10 protein-coding genes are annotated in these 16,262 nt (G+C 62.0%); 3 read left to right on the top strand and 7 right to left on the bottom strand.

Features of this window, described 5'->3' with window-relative positions; all coding sequences use genetic code 11:
* Positions 1-25: 25 nt before the first annotated feature.
* Genes LOY37_RS15085 through mexE form a run of 3 tightly spaced genes read right to left on the bottom strand, consistent with a single transcriptional unit; the run spans position 26 to position 5,883 of the window.
* Positions 26-1,453 carry an efflux transporter outer membrane subunit gene (locus tag LOY37_RS15085; RefSeq protein ID WP_258715129.1) on the bottom strand — a complete coding sequence of 476 codons (1,428 nt, stop codon included), beginning with the start codon at positions 1,451-1,453 and terminating at the stop codon, positions 26-28.
* Positions 1,450-4,629 (bottom strand): efflux RND transporter permease subunit, encoded by a 3,180-nt coding sequence (locus LOY37_RS15080; protein WP_045198110.1) that lies wholly within the window; start codon positions 4,627-4,629, stop codon positions 1,450-1,452. Before LOY37_RS15080 ends, LOY37_RS15085 begins: the two co-directional genes overlap by 4 nt.
* Positions 4,630-4,641: 12 nt before the next feature.
* Positions 4,642-5,883 carry a multidrug efflux RND transporter periplasmic adaptor subunit MexE gene (gene mexE, locus LOY37_RS15075; protein ID WP_093381986.1) on the bottom strand — a complete coding sequence of 414 codons (1,242 nt, stop codon included), beginning with the start codon at positions 5,881-5,883 and terminating at the stop codon, positions 4,642-4,644.
* Between the two features lie 183 nt (positions 5,884-6,066).
* Between mexE and LOY37_RS15070 the strand changes: the two genes are divergently transcribed.
* On the top strand, positions 6,067-8,328 hold the full coding sequence (locus LOY37_RS15070) for a KAP family NTPase (protein WP_258715128.1): 2,262 nt from the start codon (positions 6,067-6,069) through the stop codon (positions 8,326-8,328).
* Positions 8,329-8,376: 48 nt separating this feature from the next.
* Positions 8,377-9,480, top strand: a complete 1,104-nt coding sequence (locus LOY37_RS15065; RefSeq protein WP_258715127.1) for a hypothetical protein — start codon at positions 8,377-8,379, stop codon at positions 9,478-9,480.
* Between the two features lie 28 nt (positions 9,481-9,508).
* Here the strand turns inward: LOY37_RS15065 and LOY37_RS15060 are convergent, their stop codons facing one another.
* From LOY37_RS15060 to LOY37_RS15045, 4 genes are all read right to left on the bottom strand, one after another.
* Positions 9,509-10,810 (bottom strand): di-heme oxidoredictase family protein, encoded by a 1,302-nt coding sequence (locus tag LOY37_RS15060; protein ID WP_258715126.1) that lies wholly within the window; start codon positions 10,808-10,810, stop codon positions 9,509-9,511.
* A gap of 14 nt (positions 10,811-10,824) precedes the next feature.
* Complete coding sequence (locus tag LOY37_RS15055; protein WP_258715125.1) at positions 10,825-12,126, bottom strand: ABC transporter substrate-binding protein; 1,302 nt, start codon at positions 12,124-12,126, stop codon at positions 10,825-10,827.
* Positions 12,113-14,155: a TonB-dependent siderophore receptor gene (locus LOY37_RS15050; RefSeq protein WP_258715124.1), complete on the bottom strand. Its 2,043-nt coding sequence runs from the start codon at positions 14,153-14,155 to the stop codon at positions 12,113-12,115. Before LOY37_RS15050 ends, LOY37_RS15055 begins: the two co-directional genes overlap by 14 nt.
* A gap of 200 nt (positions 14,156-14,355) precedes the next feature.
* Positions 14,356-14,631 carry a hypothetical protein gene (locus LOY37_RS15045; RefSeq protein WP_045198120.1) on the bottom strand — a complete coding sequence of 92 codons (276 nt, stop codon included), beginning with the start codon at positions 14,629-14,631 and terminating at the stop codon, positions 14,356-14,358.
* A 273-nt stretch (positions 14,632-14,904) separates the two neighbouring features.
* Between LOY37_RS15045 and LOY37_RS15040 the strand changes: the two genes are divergently transcribed.
* On the top strand, positions 14,905-16,032 hold the full coding sequence (locus LOY37_RS15040) for an IS481 family transposase (protein WP_258715123.1): 1,128 nt from the start codon (positions 14,905-14,907) through the stop codon (positions 16,030-16,032).
* Positions 16,033-16,262: the final 230 nt, after the last annotated feature.

Below are 16,262 nucleotides of genomic sequence, written 5' to 3'. Positions count from 1 at the left end.
GAAACCAACCAAAGGAGCCGTTGAATCAGTTCGCCGCAGCCACGCTTTCGGCCTGCCAGCCGCCACCGAGGGCCTTGTAGATGGCGACGATGCCGCGGTACAGGTCGACTTCGCCCTGGGCCTGGGCATCTTCGGCGCTCAGGCGTTCGCGTTCGGCGTCGAGCAGCACCAGGTAGTCGACCGTGCCTTCGCGGTAGCGAATCGAGGCGAGGTCGGCCGCCTTGCGACTGGCTTCGCTCTGGCGCAGCAGGGCCAGCAGCCGTTGCTGGCGTTTGCTGTAGTCGCTGAAGGCGTTTTCCGATTCTTCCAGGGCCAGCAATACCTGCTGCTCATAGTTGGCCAGCGCACCCTCGGCATCGGCGTTGGCGCCGCGCAGGCGGGCGCGCACGCTGCCCAGGTCGAAGGCCGCCCAGGTAATGCTCGGGCCCAGGGCCCAGGCCTTGGCGGCCGAGGAGCCCAGTTGCGAGCCGCGCCCGGCGGTAAAGCCGAGAAAGCCGCTGAGGCTGACCCGGGGGAACAGGTCGGCGGTGGCCACGCCAATGTTGGCGGTTGCCGCTGCCAACTGGCGCTCGGCGCTGCGGATATCCGGGCGGCGCTTGAGCAGCTCGCCGGGGTCGCCCACCGGCAGCGCCTTGGCGATGGCCGGCAGTTGCGCCGGCGACAGGTCAACCGCCAGGGCGTCCGGGCGCTGGCCGAGCAGAGTGGCGATGCGGTTGCGCGCCCGTACCTGTTCGGCCTGCAGTTGCGGCACACTGGCCTCGACCGCCGCCAGGCGGGCATCGGCCCGCACCACATCAAGGTCGTTACCGACCCCGGCGTCACGCAAGGTTTCGGTGATACCCCGCGAATCCTGCTGGGTCTTGAGGTTGGCCAGGGCGATCTTCTCGCGCAATTGCGCACCGCGCAGCAGGCCATAGGCATCGACCAGTTCGGCGATCAGGCTCACCTGCAGTTGCTGCAGGTCGGCCTGGGCGGCGTCCTGCTCGGCTTCGCTGGCTTCAAGTTGACGCTGGATGCGGCCGAACAGGTCCAGCTCCCAGGCCATGTCCAGGCCCAGGTCATAGCGTTCGCTGTTGACCCGGTCCTCGCTCTGGCCAGGCACCTGGCCCTTGCCCAGGTCGGCGCTGGCGCGGCTGGTGACGGTGGGCAGGGCGTCGTTGCTGACATCGTCGCGAATCGCCCGCGCCGCTTTCAGGCGGGCGAAGGCCACGCGCAGTTCGCGGTTGCCGTCCAGCGACTGGCTGACCAGTTTGTTCAGCACCGGGTCGTCGAACTGCTTCCACCAGATGCTTTCAAAACGGCTGCGGTCGAAGGTGGCCTTGGCGCTCGGTTCGTTGGCCGCGCTCAATTGCGCCGCCGCGGTGTCCGGGGCCTTGTAGTCCGGGCCCACCGCACAAGCGGCCAGGGCCAGCACCAGCAGGCTGGGCATAAAGAATTTCACACTGCGGTTCATGCATGAGTCTCCAGCTTCAGCGCACGCGCCGCTTTGCGGGCCTGGCTGCGTTCCACGTAACGGCGGATCAGAACAAAGAACACCGGCGTCAGCAGCAGACCGAAGAAGGTCACCCCGATCATCCCGGAGAACACCGCCACACCCATGGCATGACGCATTTCAGCACCGGCGCCGGAGGAGAACACCAGCGGCACCACACCCATGATGAAGGCGATCGAGGTCATCAGGATCGGCCGCAGGCGCAGGCGGCAGGCTTCCAGTACCGCGGCCAGCGGGTCGAGGCCTTCGGCTTGTTTGTCCTTGGCGAACTCGACGATCAGGATGGCGTTCTTGCACGCCAGCCCCACCAGTACGATCAAGCCGATCTGGGTGAAGATGTTGTTGTCGCCACCGGACAGAATCACCCCGGTAATCGCCGACAGCAGGGTCATCGGCACGATCAGGATCACCGCCAGCGGCAGGCTCCAGCTTTCGTACTGGGCGGCCAGCACCAGGAAGGCCAGCAGTACGCAGAGCGGGAAGACGAACAGCGCGGTGTTACCGGCCAGGATCTGCTGGTAGGTCAGTTCGGTCCATTCGAAGGTCATGCCGTTGGGCAGCTCTTCCTTGAGCAGTTTCTCGATGGCCTTTTCCGCTTGCCCAGAGCTGTAGCCCGGTGCTGCGGCACCGTTGATCTCGGCGGTGATAAAGCCGTTGTAGTGCATGACGCGGTCCGGCCCCGAGGTGTCGCTGACCTTGATGAAGGTCGCCAGCGGGATCATCTCGCCCTGGTTGTTGCGCACCTTGAGCTGGCCGATCTGCTCGGCTTCAAGGCGGAACTGCTGCTCGGCCTGGACGTTGACCTGATAGGTGCGGCCAAAGCGGTTGAAGTCGTTGGCGTACAACGAACCCAGGTAGATCTGCAGGGTGTCGAAGATATCGCTGATCGCTACACCGTGGGTCTTGGCCTTCTCGCGGTCGATGGCAGCATCGACCTGCGGCACGTTGACCTGGTAGCTGGTGAACAGCCCGGCCAGCTCCGGCACGTTGTGGCTCTTGGCGATGATGTTCTGGGTTTCCTTGTACAGCGCTTCATAACCCAGGTTGCCACGGTCTTCGATCTGCAGGCGGAAACCACCGATGGTGCCCAGCCCCTGTACCGGCGGCGGCGGGAAGATCGCGATGTAGGCGTCTTCGATATCGGCGAACTGCGCGTTCAGCGCGGCAGCAATCGCGGCGGCCGACTGGCTCGGGTCCTTGCGCTCGTCGAAGGGCTTGAGCGGGGTGAAGACGATGCCGCTGTTCGGGCTGTTGGTGAAGCCGTTGATCGACAGGCCCGGGAAGGCCACCGAGTCAGCCACGCCCGGTTGCTTGAGGGCGATCTCGCTCATCTTCTTGATCACCGCCTCGGTGCGGTCAAGGCTGGCGGCATCCGGCAGTTGCGCGAAGGCAACCAGGTACTGCTTGTCTTGCGCCGGTACAAAGCCGGTAGGCGTCGACGAAAAGCCCAGCCAGGTCATGATGATCAGGCCGCCATAGACGAACAGGGCGATGCCGCTGCTGCGGATGACCCGGCCGACAGCGCCGACATAGCCATGGCTGGCACGGTCGAAGAAGCGGTTGAACGGGCCGAACAGCCAGCCACCGAGCAGGCGTTCGAGCACTTTCGAGAAGCGGTCTTTGGGTGCGTGGTGCTCCTTGAGCAGTACCGCGGCCAGGGCCGGCGACAGGGTCAGGGAGTTGAAGGCCGAGATCACCGTGGAGATGGCGATGGTCAGCGCGAACTGCTTGTAGAACTGCCCGGTAAGGCCGGAAATGAACGCCGCCGGCACGAACACCGCGCACAGCACCAGTGCCGTGGCGATGATTGGCCCGGTCACTTCGCCCATGGCCTTTTGCGTGGCTTCCAGGGGCTTGAGGCCCAGGCCGATGTTACGCTCGACGTTTTCCACCACGACGATGGCGTCGTCCACCACGATACCGATGGCCAGTACCAGGCCGAACAGCGACAGGGCGTTGAGCGAGAAGCCGAACAGGTGCATCACCGCGAAGGTACCGATCAAGGAAACCGGAACCGCCACCAGCGGGATGATCGAGGCGCGCCAGGTCTGCAGGAACAGAATGACCACCAGCACCACCAGGATCAGCGCTTCGAACAGGGTGTGGACCACCGCCTCGATCGAACCGCGAACGAATACCGTTGGGTCATAGACAATGCTGTAGTCCATGCCTTCAGGGAAGTCCTTCTTCAGCTCGGCCATTTTCGCCCGGACCTCGTCGGAGATCTCGATGGCGTTGGAGCCTGGGCGCTGGAAGATCGGGATGGCCACGGCCGGCTGGTTGTTCAGCAGCGAGCGCAGGGCGTACTGGCTGGAGCCGAGCTCAACGCGGGCGATGTCCTTGAGGCGGGTGATCTCACCATCGGCGCCGGAGCGGATGATGATGTTCTCGAACTCTTCTTCACTGACCAGGCGGCCCTGGGTGTTGACCGACAGCTGGAAGCTGGTGGCCCCGGGTGCGGGTGGCGCGCCAAGTTGACCGGCGGCTACCTGACGGTTCTGCTCGCGAATGGCGGCGACCACGTCGCTGGCGGTGAGGTTGCGCGAAGCGGTCTTGTTCGGGTCGAGCCAGACCCGCAGCGAATAGTCGCCCATGCCGAACAGTTGCACGTCACCGACACCGCCCAGGCGCGCCAGTTCATCCTTGATGTTGAGGATGGCGTAGTTGGACAGGTAGAGCATGTCGTAACGGTTGTCCGGCGAGGTCAGGTGCACCACCATGGTCAGGTCGGGCGAAGCCTTGTCGACGGTAATACCGATACGCGTAACTTCCTCGGGCAGCTTGGGCTGGGTGCGGGTCACGCGGTTCTGCACCTGAACCTGGGCGTTGTCCAGGTCGGTACCGAGGGCGAAGGTGACGGTCAGAGTGACCTTGCCGTCGGCGGTGGACTGCGAGGACATGTAGAGCATGTTCTCGACCCCGGTAATCGCCTGCTCAAGCGGCGCGGCGACGGTTTCGCCGATCACTTTCGGGTTGGCGCCGGGGAAGTTGGCACGCACCACCACGGTGGGCGGTACCACTTCCGGGTATTCGCTGATCGGCAGCTGGAACAGCGAGATGCTGCCGGCGATCAGAATCAGCAGCGACAGCACCGCGGCGAAGATCGGCCGGGTGATAAAAAACTTGGAAAAATTCATCGGACTGATCCCTTAACCGCGCGGTGCCGAGGCACTGGCGAGTTTTACGCTGGGGGTGGCCACTGTTTTGCCCTGGATACTGGCTTCGAGCGCCTGACGTTGTTGGGCGAGGGCGGCGATGGTCGCGTCACTGGCCATTGGCGTGTCCTGCGGGTCGACCGGCGAGCCCGGGCGTACCCGTTGCAGGCCCTTGACGACGATGCGGTCATCCTTGCTCAGGCCGTTGCGCACGATGCGCAGGCCTTCGAGTTTCGGCCCCAGCTCGACGGCGCGGTAGGCGGCCTTGTTGTCTTTGTCCATGACCAGCACGAACTTCTTGCCAAGGTCGGTGCCGACCGCTTCGTCGTTGATCAGCACCGCCGAGTAGGTGGCGCTGCCGACCAGTTTCAGGCGTGCGTACAGGCCCGGGGTGAACTGCCCGTCGCGGTTGTCGAACACCGCGCGGCCACGGATGGTGCCGGTCTTGGGGTTGACCTGGTTGTCGACGAAGTTCATCTGGCCCAGGTGCGGGTTGCCGTTTTCGTTGGACAGGCCCAGGTACACCGGGGTGCTCTGGCCGCGCTGGCCGTCGCGCGCCAGCTGGGTGTACTTGAGGTACACGCGCTCGTCGGCGTCGAAGTAGGCGTAGACCTTGTCGGTGGAGACCACGCTGGTCAGCGGCGTGACGTCAGCCGTGACGATGTTGCCGGCGGTGAACTGCGCGCGGCTGACCCGGCCGCTGATCGGCGCGGTGACGCGGGTGAAGCTTAAGTTCAGGCGCGCCAGGTCCAGTTGCGCCTGGATCGCGGCGACACCGGCGCGGGCTTCGGCAGCGGCACTGGTGCGCGACTCGGCAAGCTCGGCGGAAATCGCGTTGCTGCTGCGCAGGCGCTCGCCGCGCTGGGCTTCGTTTTCGCTGCGGATGGCGGTGGCGCGGGCTTGTTGCAGTTGGGCTTCGAGGCGGCGGACCTCAGCCTGGAACGGACGCGGGTCGATCTGGAACAGCAGATCGCCTTTTTTCACCTGGGCGCCTTCGGTGAAGGCCACCTGGTCGATCTGCCCGGAGACGCGCGGACGCACCTCGACGGTTTCCGGCGCCTCCAGGCGGCCGGTGAACTCGTCCCATTCGTTGATTGGTTGTTCCAGCACCTTGGCCACGCTGACCTTGGCCGCCGCCGGCGCCTGCACGGCCTCCGGGGTGCGACCGCAGGCACTCATCACCAATACAGCCAATAGAGCAAGGGGGTAACGCAAAGGTTTGAGTGACTGTTCCATGGGGAGTCCGCCAATTTATTGATAGTGGGCGGATTCTGCGATTTGAAACTATCAACGACGAATCGAATGGGGCGAAGGTTATTATCATTGGGAATGATATGAGGAGTGTAAGGGCAGCGTTTCGGGGGTATGCTCCTGGCGATTGATGGCTAGAGGCCATGCAGGGATAGGACCGGAGTAGCAATGCCAACGCATGAAGTACAAGGTGCAGTTGAAGGCCACGACAGAGCCGCGCAACAGCGCGAAGATGATTTGCTCGATCGCTGGAGCATCGCCCGATCGGTACTGCGCGCCGCCAGCGCAACACCCGCATGGTCGACGCGAATTGCCTTGTGCGGCAGGTGGGGTAGTGGCAAGACCAGCGTGCTGAATTTCATTGAGCGTCAGGCTGGGCAAGAGAATCGCCGACGTTGTCAGGCAGATAGGCAATGGGTGATTGTGCGATTTTCAGCGTGGAATGCCACCGAGCAAGGGGGGATCGGCAGTTTTTACCAGGCATTGCTTGGCCAGCTGGGTAAACAGCAGATCAAAGTACCCAGGCTGGCCCGATGGGCCAAAAACGCCGCTGCGAAACTGGGCGGTATGGCCGATGTCGTTAAGGTCGTTATCGACGCGGGGGTGAAGCTCCTGCCTGGCGCAGAGGTCACGACGGCCGCAGTCGGGGGAGTGCACAAGTTGCTCGCCAGGCTACCAAAATGGCTGCAACCAGGTGCCGAGGATTTGCGTGCTTTGCAGGCTGAACTGCATTCGGTTCAGGTGCTGGTATTTATCGACGACCTCGACCGCATCGACCCCAAATTGATCCCCAGCGTATTGATGAGCTTGAAAGAGCTGCTGGACTGGCCAAGGTTCGTCTTTGTCCTGGCGTTTGACCTGGAGGTTGTCAGCAAAGCGCTCAAGGATCATTCGCAAGCCTTCGGCCCTGATGCCCAGCGGTTTCTGGAAAAAATCATTGATATTCGCTTCCACTTGCCGGAACCAGAGGCCGAGCAGGCAGCCAGCCTGGCCTGGTCATTGTATGAGCAGAACTTGGCGTTCATACCCAGGCCGGCCTATGCCAGGGTCGTTGACTGTATGCCGGGTAACCCGCGCTTGGCGAAAGCGATTGTCCGGGAACTCTGTTTGTACCGGGAGGTGGCAGGAAGGCACGCCAGCCACGAGCTACGCTGGGAAGTCATTGTTTTGCAAACCATCTTGCGCCATGAAGCGCCGGCAACCGAACGTGCACTTGCGAGGGCTTTGCAATCTGCAGAGAGTGGCTTGAAAGCAAAAAAAGACAGTTTTGTAGCTGAATCCATCAAGGCAGACGAGGTGGGTTTCGAGGCATTGCAGCGCAAGGTTCAAGAGTTCCTCTTGCTGTGTGAGCGCGTGCCCGCAACGTTGCTAGCAAAACAGGCAAAGTTGCTGATCAGCGAGCCCGTTTTCACTGACAAGGAATATCAGGACTTTCTTCGGCGATGGAACGCACAAGAAGAGGCCGAGCAGGTGTCTGCATTTATCAGACAGTGCGTTGACATTGCCTTCAAGCGGCCAGGTGATGTGGCCCGTGAATTTCTCGAAAAGGTTCTGGCTGACTACGGGGGTGCTTCACGGAAAATGGTCGATCAGCACAGTGAAGGGTTGCGTCGGTCATCTACCGATGCGGCTCATAAGCAGCTTTCGTTACTTGAAACTAGCTGGCGCATGAGTGATCCGGCGATCCAGGAAAGTTGCCAGAGCCTCGACGCCTTCACGCGCCTATGGGGTAATACGTTGTTGAGCAGAACGTCCTTCATGTCGGCATCGGCGCCTCGGGACTTTGTGCAACGCGAAGAGCAGTTGCTCGAACGTGCGCTGGAGGGGTGTCGTAACAAGATCGAGCTGTTCGAGTGGATGCAGGAGATGCTCTATCGGCATTCGCTGGAAAAAAGGACGAGCCAGCGCCAACTTCAGTTCATCGATAAACTGGCGCGGTCATTAGATTCTGAGGTTATCGACAGCACCCTGCAGGCGTTTATCCAAGCCAGGGGAGTGGCCCGTGCGCAGGCGCAGTCAGGCAATCCACACGGTTCGTTGTACTGGCGGTTAACCTCTGAGGATTCACCACTCTACACTCCGGCGGGATGCCGCCGGCTGTGCCAACTGTTCGAGGACGTGCCATCGGCGGTTACGGCGCGGGCTGATTTCACGGAGAACGTCGTTGATTATCTGGTTATGTTGGCAAGTCGCATCATGCCCACCCAGAAAATGGAAACCTACACTGCGCAGCAGGTACGGCAAATGCAGAACATTGCTGCGACGGCTTGGCGTACCTTGCTCTCGACCGCTCAGGATTATAAAGACCCGGGGAGGTTGATGGATAACCACAAGTACCTGTCCTCTTACCTTGATAGCGCGCTCATCCCAGTACCTGAATGGCTATCGCAATGGCATGAGCGTACGCGGATGAGCAGGGTCGAAAATTAGCAGCAATAATAATCGGGCCATGCCCAGCATGGCGGGCAGGATGTGGGAATGGAAACGGTAGACGAAGTGAAGGATGTATTGTTGGCAGGTATTCGTAGCGGTCTTGAACTCGGCTATGTAGCAATGGTGCTGCAGTACGCCGGTTTTATCTGCATCGCCGCAATCATTGGTTTTTTGTGGGTGACTCGCCGGGTCAAGGAAAATAAGGTTCCGCTCACCGAGAATAGCTTCCAAACGTTTTATTGGATCAATCGGCGGGGCGTTTTCTCGATCATCATACTGCTATCGATTTTTAGTTTATTGAATGCGATAGTTATTGTCTGTTCCGCAGAGGGCGGCGACTTCCATAATAGTCTGTCCGCGCACCCAGAGGTTTTGTTGTACTCGACGGTTATTGTGTTATTGATGGTCATTTTCATGCGCGGGCAGGGGTTCGCCCTTCCTTTGGGCGGCGGGGTTTCGCTAGGTGTCGACGCTACAGAGCTTCAGGCTGGCAAGCCAGTCAAGCGCGTCATGAGTTTTCACCTGAGTTGCGATTTTGAGAAAAATCGGTCCTTTGTACTGGAGAAAGTTGAAAAGGCGGTCCGTGAAATTCAAGGTGGCGGGCCAGCGTTCGAGGTGGTACTGAAAAGCTGGTTTCTCGCCAGCAAACATGGAATGGATGACGCCTTGGTCAGGCAGTTTCGGCAGCACATGCGTGGCACACGATATGCTGTGCTATCCATTGTTGCTGCGTTGGTATCTCTGTTTGTGGCGATGGTGATATATGAACTCTTCACTTACGTTGCTGCGCAGCAGTGTGTGGGCTGGCAGTGCGTGTCCTACGCAGGGTTTATTGTAAAGGTCTGTGGTGCAATAACCCTGATCGGCATGTTCGATGTGCTAATCGAGTTGTTTTACGCTCGTAGAAAAATGAAGGAAATCATCAGTCGCTACCGAAAGGCGCCGTCACTGGTTAACAACCGCAACGCATTCGAAAACGGCAATTGTGAAGTGGTCGCAAAGCGAATGCAGCGTAAAGTCGCTGTTCACTGTCGGTTCATCAAACCTGAACCGATGAGCCTGAGAAATTTTCTTTCCATCAGTGTGTTGATGCCCAATGTTATGAACACCTGTGTCGGGGCTGAGGCCGGCTTAATTTTCTCCGGGTGAGGCGAGGGCTCTCAAGGGCACTGCACCTCTACAGTGAGCGCAGGAATTCCAGTAACTCTTGGCGCTCCTGCCGCGAATAGCCTGCAAAGCGCTCCCGCGCCACTGCCGCCTCCCCACCATGCCACAACACCGCCTCCTCAAGCGTACGCGCGCGGCCATCATGCAGGTAGCCAGCGCCGGGGTTGATCCGTTCGAGCAAGCCCAGGCCCCACAGTGGCGGGGTGCGCCACTCGCGGCCGGTGGCCAGGTAATCGTCACGTCCATCGGCCAGGCCCGGGCCCATGTCATGCAACAACAGGTCGCTGTAAGGCTCGATCTGCCGCGCTGACAACAGCGGGTAGAGCGGATGCTGGCCCGTGCTCAGGTGCGGGCGGTGGCATTGGGCGCAGCCAGCCTGGTTAAACAACTGCTCGCCACGTTGCACCTCGGGTTTGCTCCGGTCGCGGCGCTGCGGTGGTGCCAGGTGGGCCAGGTAGAAGTGCAGGTCGCCCAGTTGCACGGCATCGAGCTCCGGTTCGCCGCCGCTGGCAGCCTGGCGACAGGCCGCTTGCAACGGCGTGCAGTTTTGTTGGGGATACAGTGGCGAAGTGATCCCCAGGTCACCGTGCATGGCGCCGGCAATCTGCTGACGCAGGTCCGGCTGGTTGGCCTTGAGGCCAAAGCGCCCGGGCTCAAGGCGCTGGCGTTCGACGCTCCATACCTGGTTGACGCGGCCCTTGACGCCATCGGGCTTGGGCGCGTCGGCCAGTGCCTGCAGGGTGCTGGCCTCGATGGCTTCGAGCAGGCCCAGGCCGAATACCGGCGAGCCGACCCGCATCGAGGTGCGCACGTTACCCAACGGGCCGTAGGCCAGTTCGCTGAAGCTCAGGCGCGGTGAACGCAGGCCGATGCGTTCGCCATCGGTCAGGGTGACCCACTGCTCTTGCCAGCGGATATGCGCACGGCCTTCGCCAGCCACGCCTGGAATGGCCGACTCACTTAGCTGGTCGCCATAGACCGGATGCGGCAGCGGCCCGCCGTGGGCATCGTGCCCGGGTAGCGACAGGCGCACCAGCATCGTGCGCAGCGGTTGCTGTTCACTGGCAGGTGCCTGCCCGCGACCATTCTTGGGGTGGCAGGCAATGCAGCTGATGCGGTTGTACAGCGGTCCCAGGCCATCGACCGCTTCGTCCCGTGAAGGCGCCACCACCCAGGCCTGGCGGAACAGGCTGCGGCCGTGAAAGAAACGCTCCAGCTGCTGCGCATCGTCCAGCCCCGGCAAGGGCTGGGCGAAGGCTTCACGGCTGACGGCGGCGCTGGCGGGCTGGCTCAGCAGCGCGCCTATCAGCAAGCAGACAACCCGCTTCACAGGCCCATGGCCGACAGCAGGCGCTCGGCTTGCGCCTGTTGCCGGGCGCTATGGAACTGCCAGGCGATTTCCTCGCGGCCGAGGGCATCCTGGTCGCTCGCCGGCTGGCGCTGCATGCCATGGTCCTGGCGCTGGGCAAACAGTGCCAGCAACGGCGCCGACGCCGCTTGCTCTTCGTCGATCGGCGGCACGCTGAGAAACTCGCGCACCGCGGTCAGGTCGCGGCCCTGGGCTTCACCGGCATGCACCCGCGCCCACAATAGGCCGAGGCGTTCATGGGGTTGGCCGAGCCATTGCTCGAACAGCGAGGTGATCAGCGCCAGGCGCTCGCGCGAGCTGTCGTCGGTGTAGGCATAGGCGCCCTGGCGGGCGGCGGCGAAGGGGTCGTGATAGCCCGCCGGCAAGTCGGCATAAACGCTGGGGCGCACCGGCAACTTGCGAATGTCCGGGTCGGCCAGCAGGCGTTGCCCTTCAGGCGACAACACGAAGCGCACGAAGGCCCGCGCTCCCTCGACCTGCCTGGCCTGGCGAGGGATGGCGATATGCGCCGGATTGAGCCCGCCGTGGGCCGGGTAGACAAACTCGACCGCTTCGCCGTTACTCACCGCCGAAGCCACGAAAAAGTCGATCGACACACCCACTGCCGAACGCCCGCTGGCGACCTCGTCACTGACCAGGGTGCCGCCGCGACTCACCAGCCGCGATTGCCCGGCGAGCTCGCTCCATAGCGCCCAGCCTTGATCCCAGCCGTAGGCCTGCAAAACGATATCCAGCAGCACTGGGGCAAAGCCGACGCGCGCAGGTTCGGGCAAGGCGACGCGCCCGCGCAGGCGGGCATCGAGCAGGTCCGGCCAGTCTTGCGGGGCAGGCATGTTCAGCTTGGCCAGTTCTTCCGGGTTAATGGCAAAGCCGTAACCGGCAAGCTCCGTGGCCTGGTAGCGCGCCGCGCGATCGCGCAGGGCGATGCCGCCAATGCGCGGCGGCAAACCGTCCAGCTCGACCCCTAGCGGCTGCCAGCCGGCGTCCTGGGCCAGACGCTTGAAGTTGCCCGGCGACGGTGCCCAGTAGACATCGACCCCGCCCTGATCGGCCTGACGCAGATAGGGCAGGGCATCGAAGCCCTGGCGCCAGAGGATCTGCAGGCGATAATCAGGGTTGGCGCGCTCGAAGGCCTCTTCGAAGCGCGTCATCATCTCCTCGGGGTAGCTGGTCAACACCACCACCGGCTGCGGCGCGCCCGCCTGGGCACTGGCTGCGCCCAGCAGCAGCGCCAGCAGCCAGGCCTTAGAGCGGCACATTGAACTGTACGAAGTAGCTGCGGCCAATTTCCGGGTACCCCTCGCTGTATTCATAAAGGCGATCGAACAGGTTGCGGATGCCCGCTTCGATGCGCACGTCATTGCTCAAGCGGTAGCCGCTTTTGAGGTTGTACACCGCGTAGCCGCCGCTCATCTGGCTGCCATCGGACATGTTGTAACGCCGCGAAGCGGCTTCGACGCTGGCGGTGTGGCGCCAGGCGTCGAGGTTCAGGCTGGCCGAGGCGAACAGGTTGTGGCGCGGTGTATCGATCGGGCGCAGCTCGGGATTGCTGCGGTTTTCACGATCGAGGTAGGTGTAGCTGGTGTTGAATTCCCAGTTGCCCAGATCGCCGCGCAGGCCCAGTTCGACGCCCTGGTTACGCGCCTTGGCGATGTTCTGGTACTGCCCGCAGGGCGCTGCGCAACCGGCGACCGGGGCGACGGTGACCTGCTGGATGGAGTCTTCGATGTTGCTGACGAACAGCGCCGTGTCGAGGGTCCATTGGCGGCTGATCGCGCCGCTGTAACCCAGCTCGTAGTGGGTAGCGCGTTCGGATTTCAGGTCGGGGCTGGGGATTACCGTGCCAAAACGGGTCGAGTAGCGGTCCTTGATGGTGGCAAAGCGGCTCTTGCGCGCCACGGTCAGGCGCACCTGGCCGTTGTGGTCGATGTCCAGCAAGGGGCCTGTGTTGATGAACAGGCCCAACTGGCTGTTGACCGCATCGTCGCTGCCGGTCGGCTCGTCATACAGGGTCTTGATCCGGGGCGAGGCGGCGCTGGTGCCGGAGTTTTCGGCCTCAAGGCTCTTGCGGTAGTTGTACGACACGCCGCCGACCACGCTGAAGATGTCGTTCAGGCGCAGAGTGTCTTCCAGGGCGATGGACTGGGTCTGGTCGCGAAAGTGGGTTTGCGGGTCGCTGCCATCGCGCGAGCGGTGCACGTCTTCCTTGAAGTGATAAGCGATGCCCAGGCGGTTGCCGGTGCTCAGGGCCAGGTCGCCCTCGACCGAGAAACCGGTGGACTCGTCATCGTATTTGCTCGGGAACCCCGGCTGCATCGCGCCATGGATACCGTTGTTGTAGACAAAGCTTTCCAGCGAGTTCTTGAAGGTGTCGCGGAACACCCGGGTCTTCAGGCCGTGCTCGCCGAAGCGGGTGTTGGTGGCCAGGAACAGGCTGGTCTTGTCCCACTGCGGCCACTCCCACCAGCGCTTGCGCTGGCCGCTGGCGGGCAGGTCGCCGGCGTAGGGCGGCTGGCCCTTGCGGCCTTCCTGCTGGACATAACCGAGCACGTACTCGTCGGTATCGTTAGGGGTGAAGCCGAGCTTGAAGCTGAACTTGCCGTCGCGCCTGTTACTGTTTTCCCGGCGGCCCTTGCCTTGCTGGTTGTTGGTTGGCTCGAAGTCGTCGGGCAGCATCGTGTAGTCATAGTCGACATACGATACGCCACCCTGCATCCACCAGTTGCCCTGGTTGGAACCCAGGTTGGCGTAGCTGCGATAGGCGTTGACGTTGCCGTGGTCGGTCAGCTCCAGGCCGCCACCGACTTCACCTTCGAAGGTTTCGGTGGGCCGCCGGGTGATCAGGTTGATCGCCCCGCCCAGGGTGTTGGGGCCGTACAGCAACGAGGCGAAACCCTTGGCCACTTCGATGCGCGACAGGTCGTAGGTGGTGAAACGTCCCAGGTCGATGTTGCCGTCATAGGGCACATAGGTGGGAATGCCGTCGATATACACCGGCACCTGCAGGCGGTCAAAACCGCGCACGTACACCACCTGCTCGGCGCGCCCGCCCATGTAGGCGAGGTTGACCCCAGGCGCCAGGGCCAGGGCGCGGTCGACGGTCTCGCGGTCATGCAGGCGCATGTCTTCGAGCTCGACGACGCTGCTGCCGGTGGCGAGCGCCTCATCCTGCGGGGCCCAAATCTGGATTTCACCGAGGCTGAAGGTTTTCTTCTGCTCGGCCACGGCAGCCTCGGCGCTGATGGCGGCCAGGGCGAGCAGCAGGGTACGGGGGGCGAACGGGGTCATGACGCTCCTTTGTCGGTATCGATATATATTATTTTATATAGCGCGTGGCGCAAAACGACCGACAGCTCCCTCCCCGGAGCCGTCTGATCGCATCGATCAAGCGGGTACGCGCAACGGCAGAACGCCGCCGATACTAGAGCCAGGCGAGCAAATTGACAACGCTATATAAGTATTTATATAGCGTATGGCTTACATGCGGATCAGCGTTTGCACTCGGCCAGCACCACCTTGCAGGTCCTGGGCAGGCCGCCGGAGCGCCCGGCGTAGCGGATGCAGTTGTTCATGGATTTCTGCCGGGCGATCTGCAAGGTCGGGCCCCACGCCAGGCCGCCTTCGCCGGCTGTGGGCACGGCTTTGGCGTGGCAGTTGGAACCGGCATTGGCGGCCAGGTATTTGGCCTTGGGTTTGCTCGAGCAACCGGCCGTGAGTGCCAGGCAGAGGGCGAGCAGGCAGGTGGTGAAGAGGGTAGTGTTCATGTCAGAGGCAGTCCGGATCGCCGAAGGGGGCTGTGCCCGGGTTGGCTACCGGTCTAGCTAATTATAGGTTCTTAGTGCAAACGGTGGAAATTGGTCCTTGGGTCTGTAAGTTGGGGCACCGAGCTTATCCATTCGCTGTGGCGCTGCTGCTGGCCCCTTCCGCCTTTACGGCGGCCTACTTTTCTCTTGGTGTATGGACCGGAGACATGGTGGACAGGTGTACGGGGACATGGTTGACACTTTTCGGCAAGCAAACCTGCCGGGAATTCGACCATGCCTTGGAACGCGAGAGACGCCATGAGCTTGAGAGAAGAGTTCGTTCATCTGGCCAATCACCCAGACGCCAATGTCAGGGAGTTGTGCCGACGCTTCGGTATCAGTCCCCAGACAGGTTACAAGTGGCTTAACCGCTACCGGCAGGAGGGTGCGGCAGGCCTTTTGGAACGATCCAGAAAACCTGCCAGCAGCCCTAGGCTGACGGATCGTGGGCTTGAGAAAGAAGTGATCGCCATCCGCAAGGAGCACCCTGCCTGGGGTGGCCGCAAGATCAGGCATCTACTGGGTCAGCGCATTTGCGCCAGTACCGTCACCAATGTTCTGCATCGCCACGGGCTGATCACCTCCGAAGCCAGTGCTGCAGCTACGCCGTGGAAACGCTATGAACGCGAGGCTCCTAATGATCTCTGGCAGATCGACTTCAAAGGCTTCTTCCAGACAGGTCAGGGGCCGTGCTACCCGTTGACGTTGATCGATGATCACTCGCGCTTCAACTTGGCGATTCAAGCCTGTGCGCATCAGCGAACCGAATTGGTCCAGGAGCACCTGACCGATCTGTTCAGGCGGTATGGCCTTCCCCTGCAGATCAACGCAGACAATGGCGCGCCCTGGGGGGCACCACGAAACCCTGGAGAGCTGACGCCACTAGGGATCTGGATAGTGCGTCTGGGCATACGCTTGACCTTCAGCCGGCCAGGGCACCCACAGACCAACGGTAAAGACGAGCGCTTCCACCGAACGCTCAAGACAGAGGTGCTCAGGGACCGCACCTTCCGTGATTTGCGGGAGGCGCAGGAGGCGTTCGACCTGTGGCGTGGCGTCTACAACTACAAGCGACCCCACCAGCAGTTGGACTACCAAGTACCGAGGGAGCGCTACCAGATGAGCACACGGCCGTTTCCAAGCCGGGTACCAACCTTTGAATACGGACCCGAAGATATCCTAGTCAAACCCTACGATAGTCAGTTCCGCTTCAGGAAGCGCTCATTCCGGATAGCAAAAGCGCTGGTGGGCCACATTTTGGCTTTGCGCCCGAGCGAGAAGGGACCTGATCACTTCGACGTCTACTTCTGCCACCGCAAGCTGAGAACCATCGATTTCAACAACCCGGATGGCAAGCGATAATGTGTCAACCATGTCCCCGTACATGTGTCAGCGATGTCTCCGGTCCATACATCTTGGGAAAAGGTAGGCAAAACCGCTCGCTCCAGCATACGGCCCTACGCTGCGCTTCGGGTCCCCTCGCTACGGCGCCTTCCGGGGCATCGCGGCCTACGACTTGCTACGCCAAGTCTACGTCTCGCGTCTTCGGCTGACGCCGAAGGTGCTGCGCACTGCCCCTACAGGCACCTACG

It is taken from the genome of Pseudomonas sp. B21-012 (assembly GCF_024749305.1).
GTDB lineage: Bacteria > Pseudomonadota > Gammaproteobacteria > Pseudomonadales > Pseudomonadaceae > Aquipseudomonas.
The sequence above is the reverse complement of the archived record's forward strand: the minus strand, read 5'-3'. Positions and strand labels throughout refer to the sequence as shown.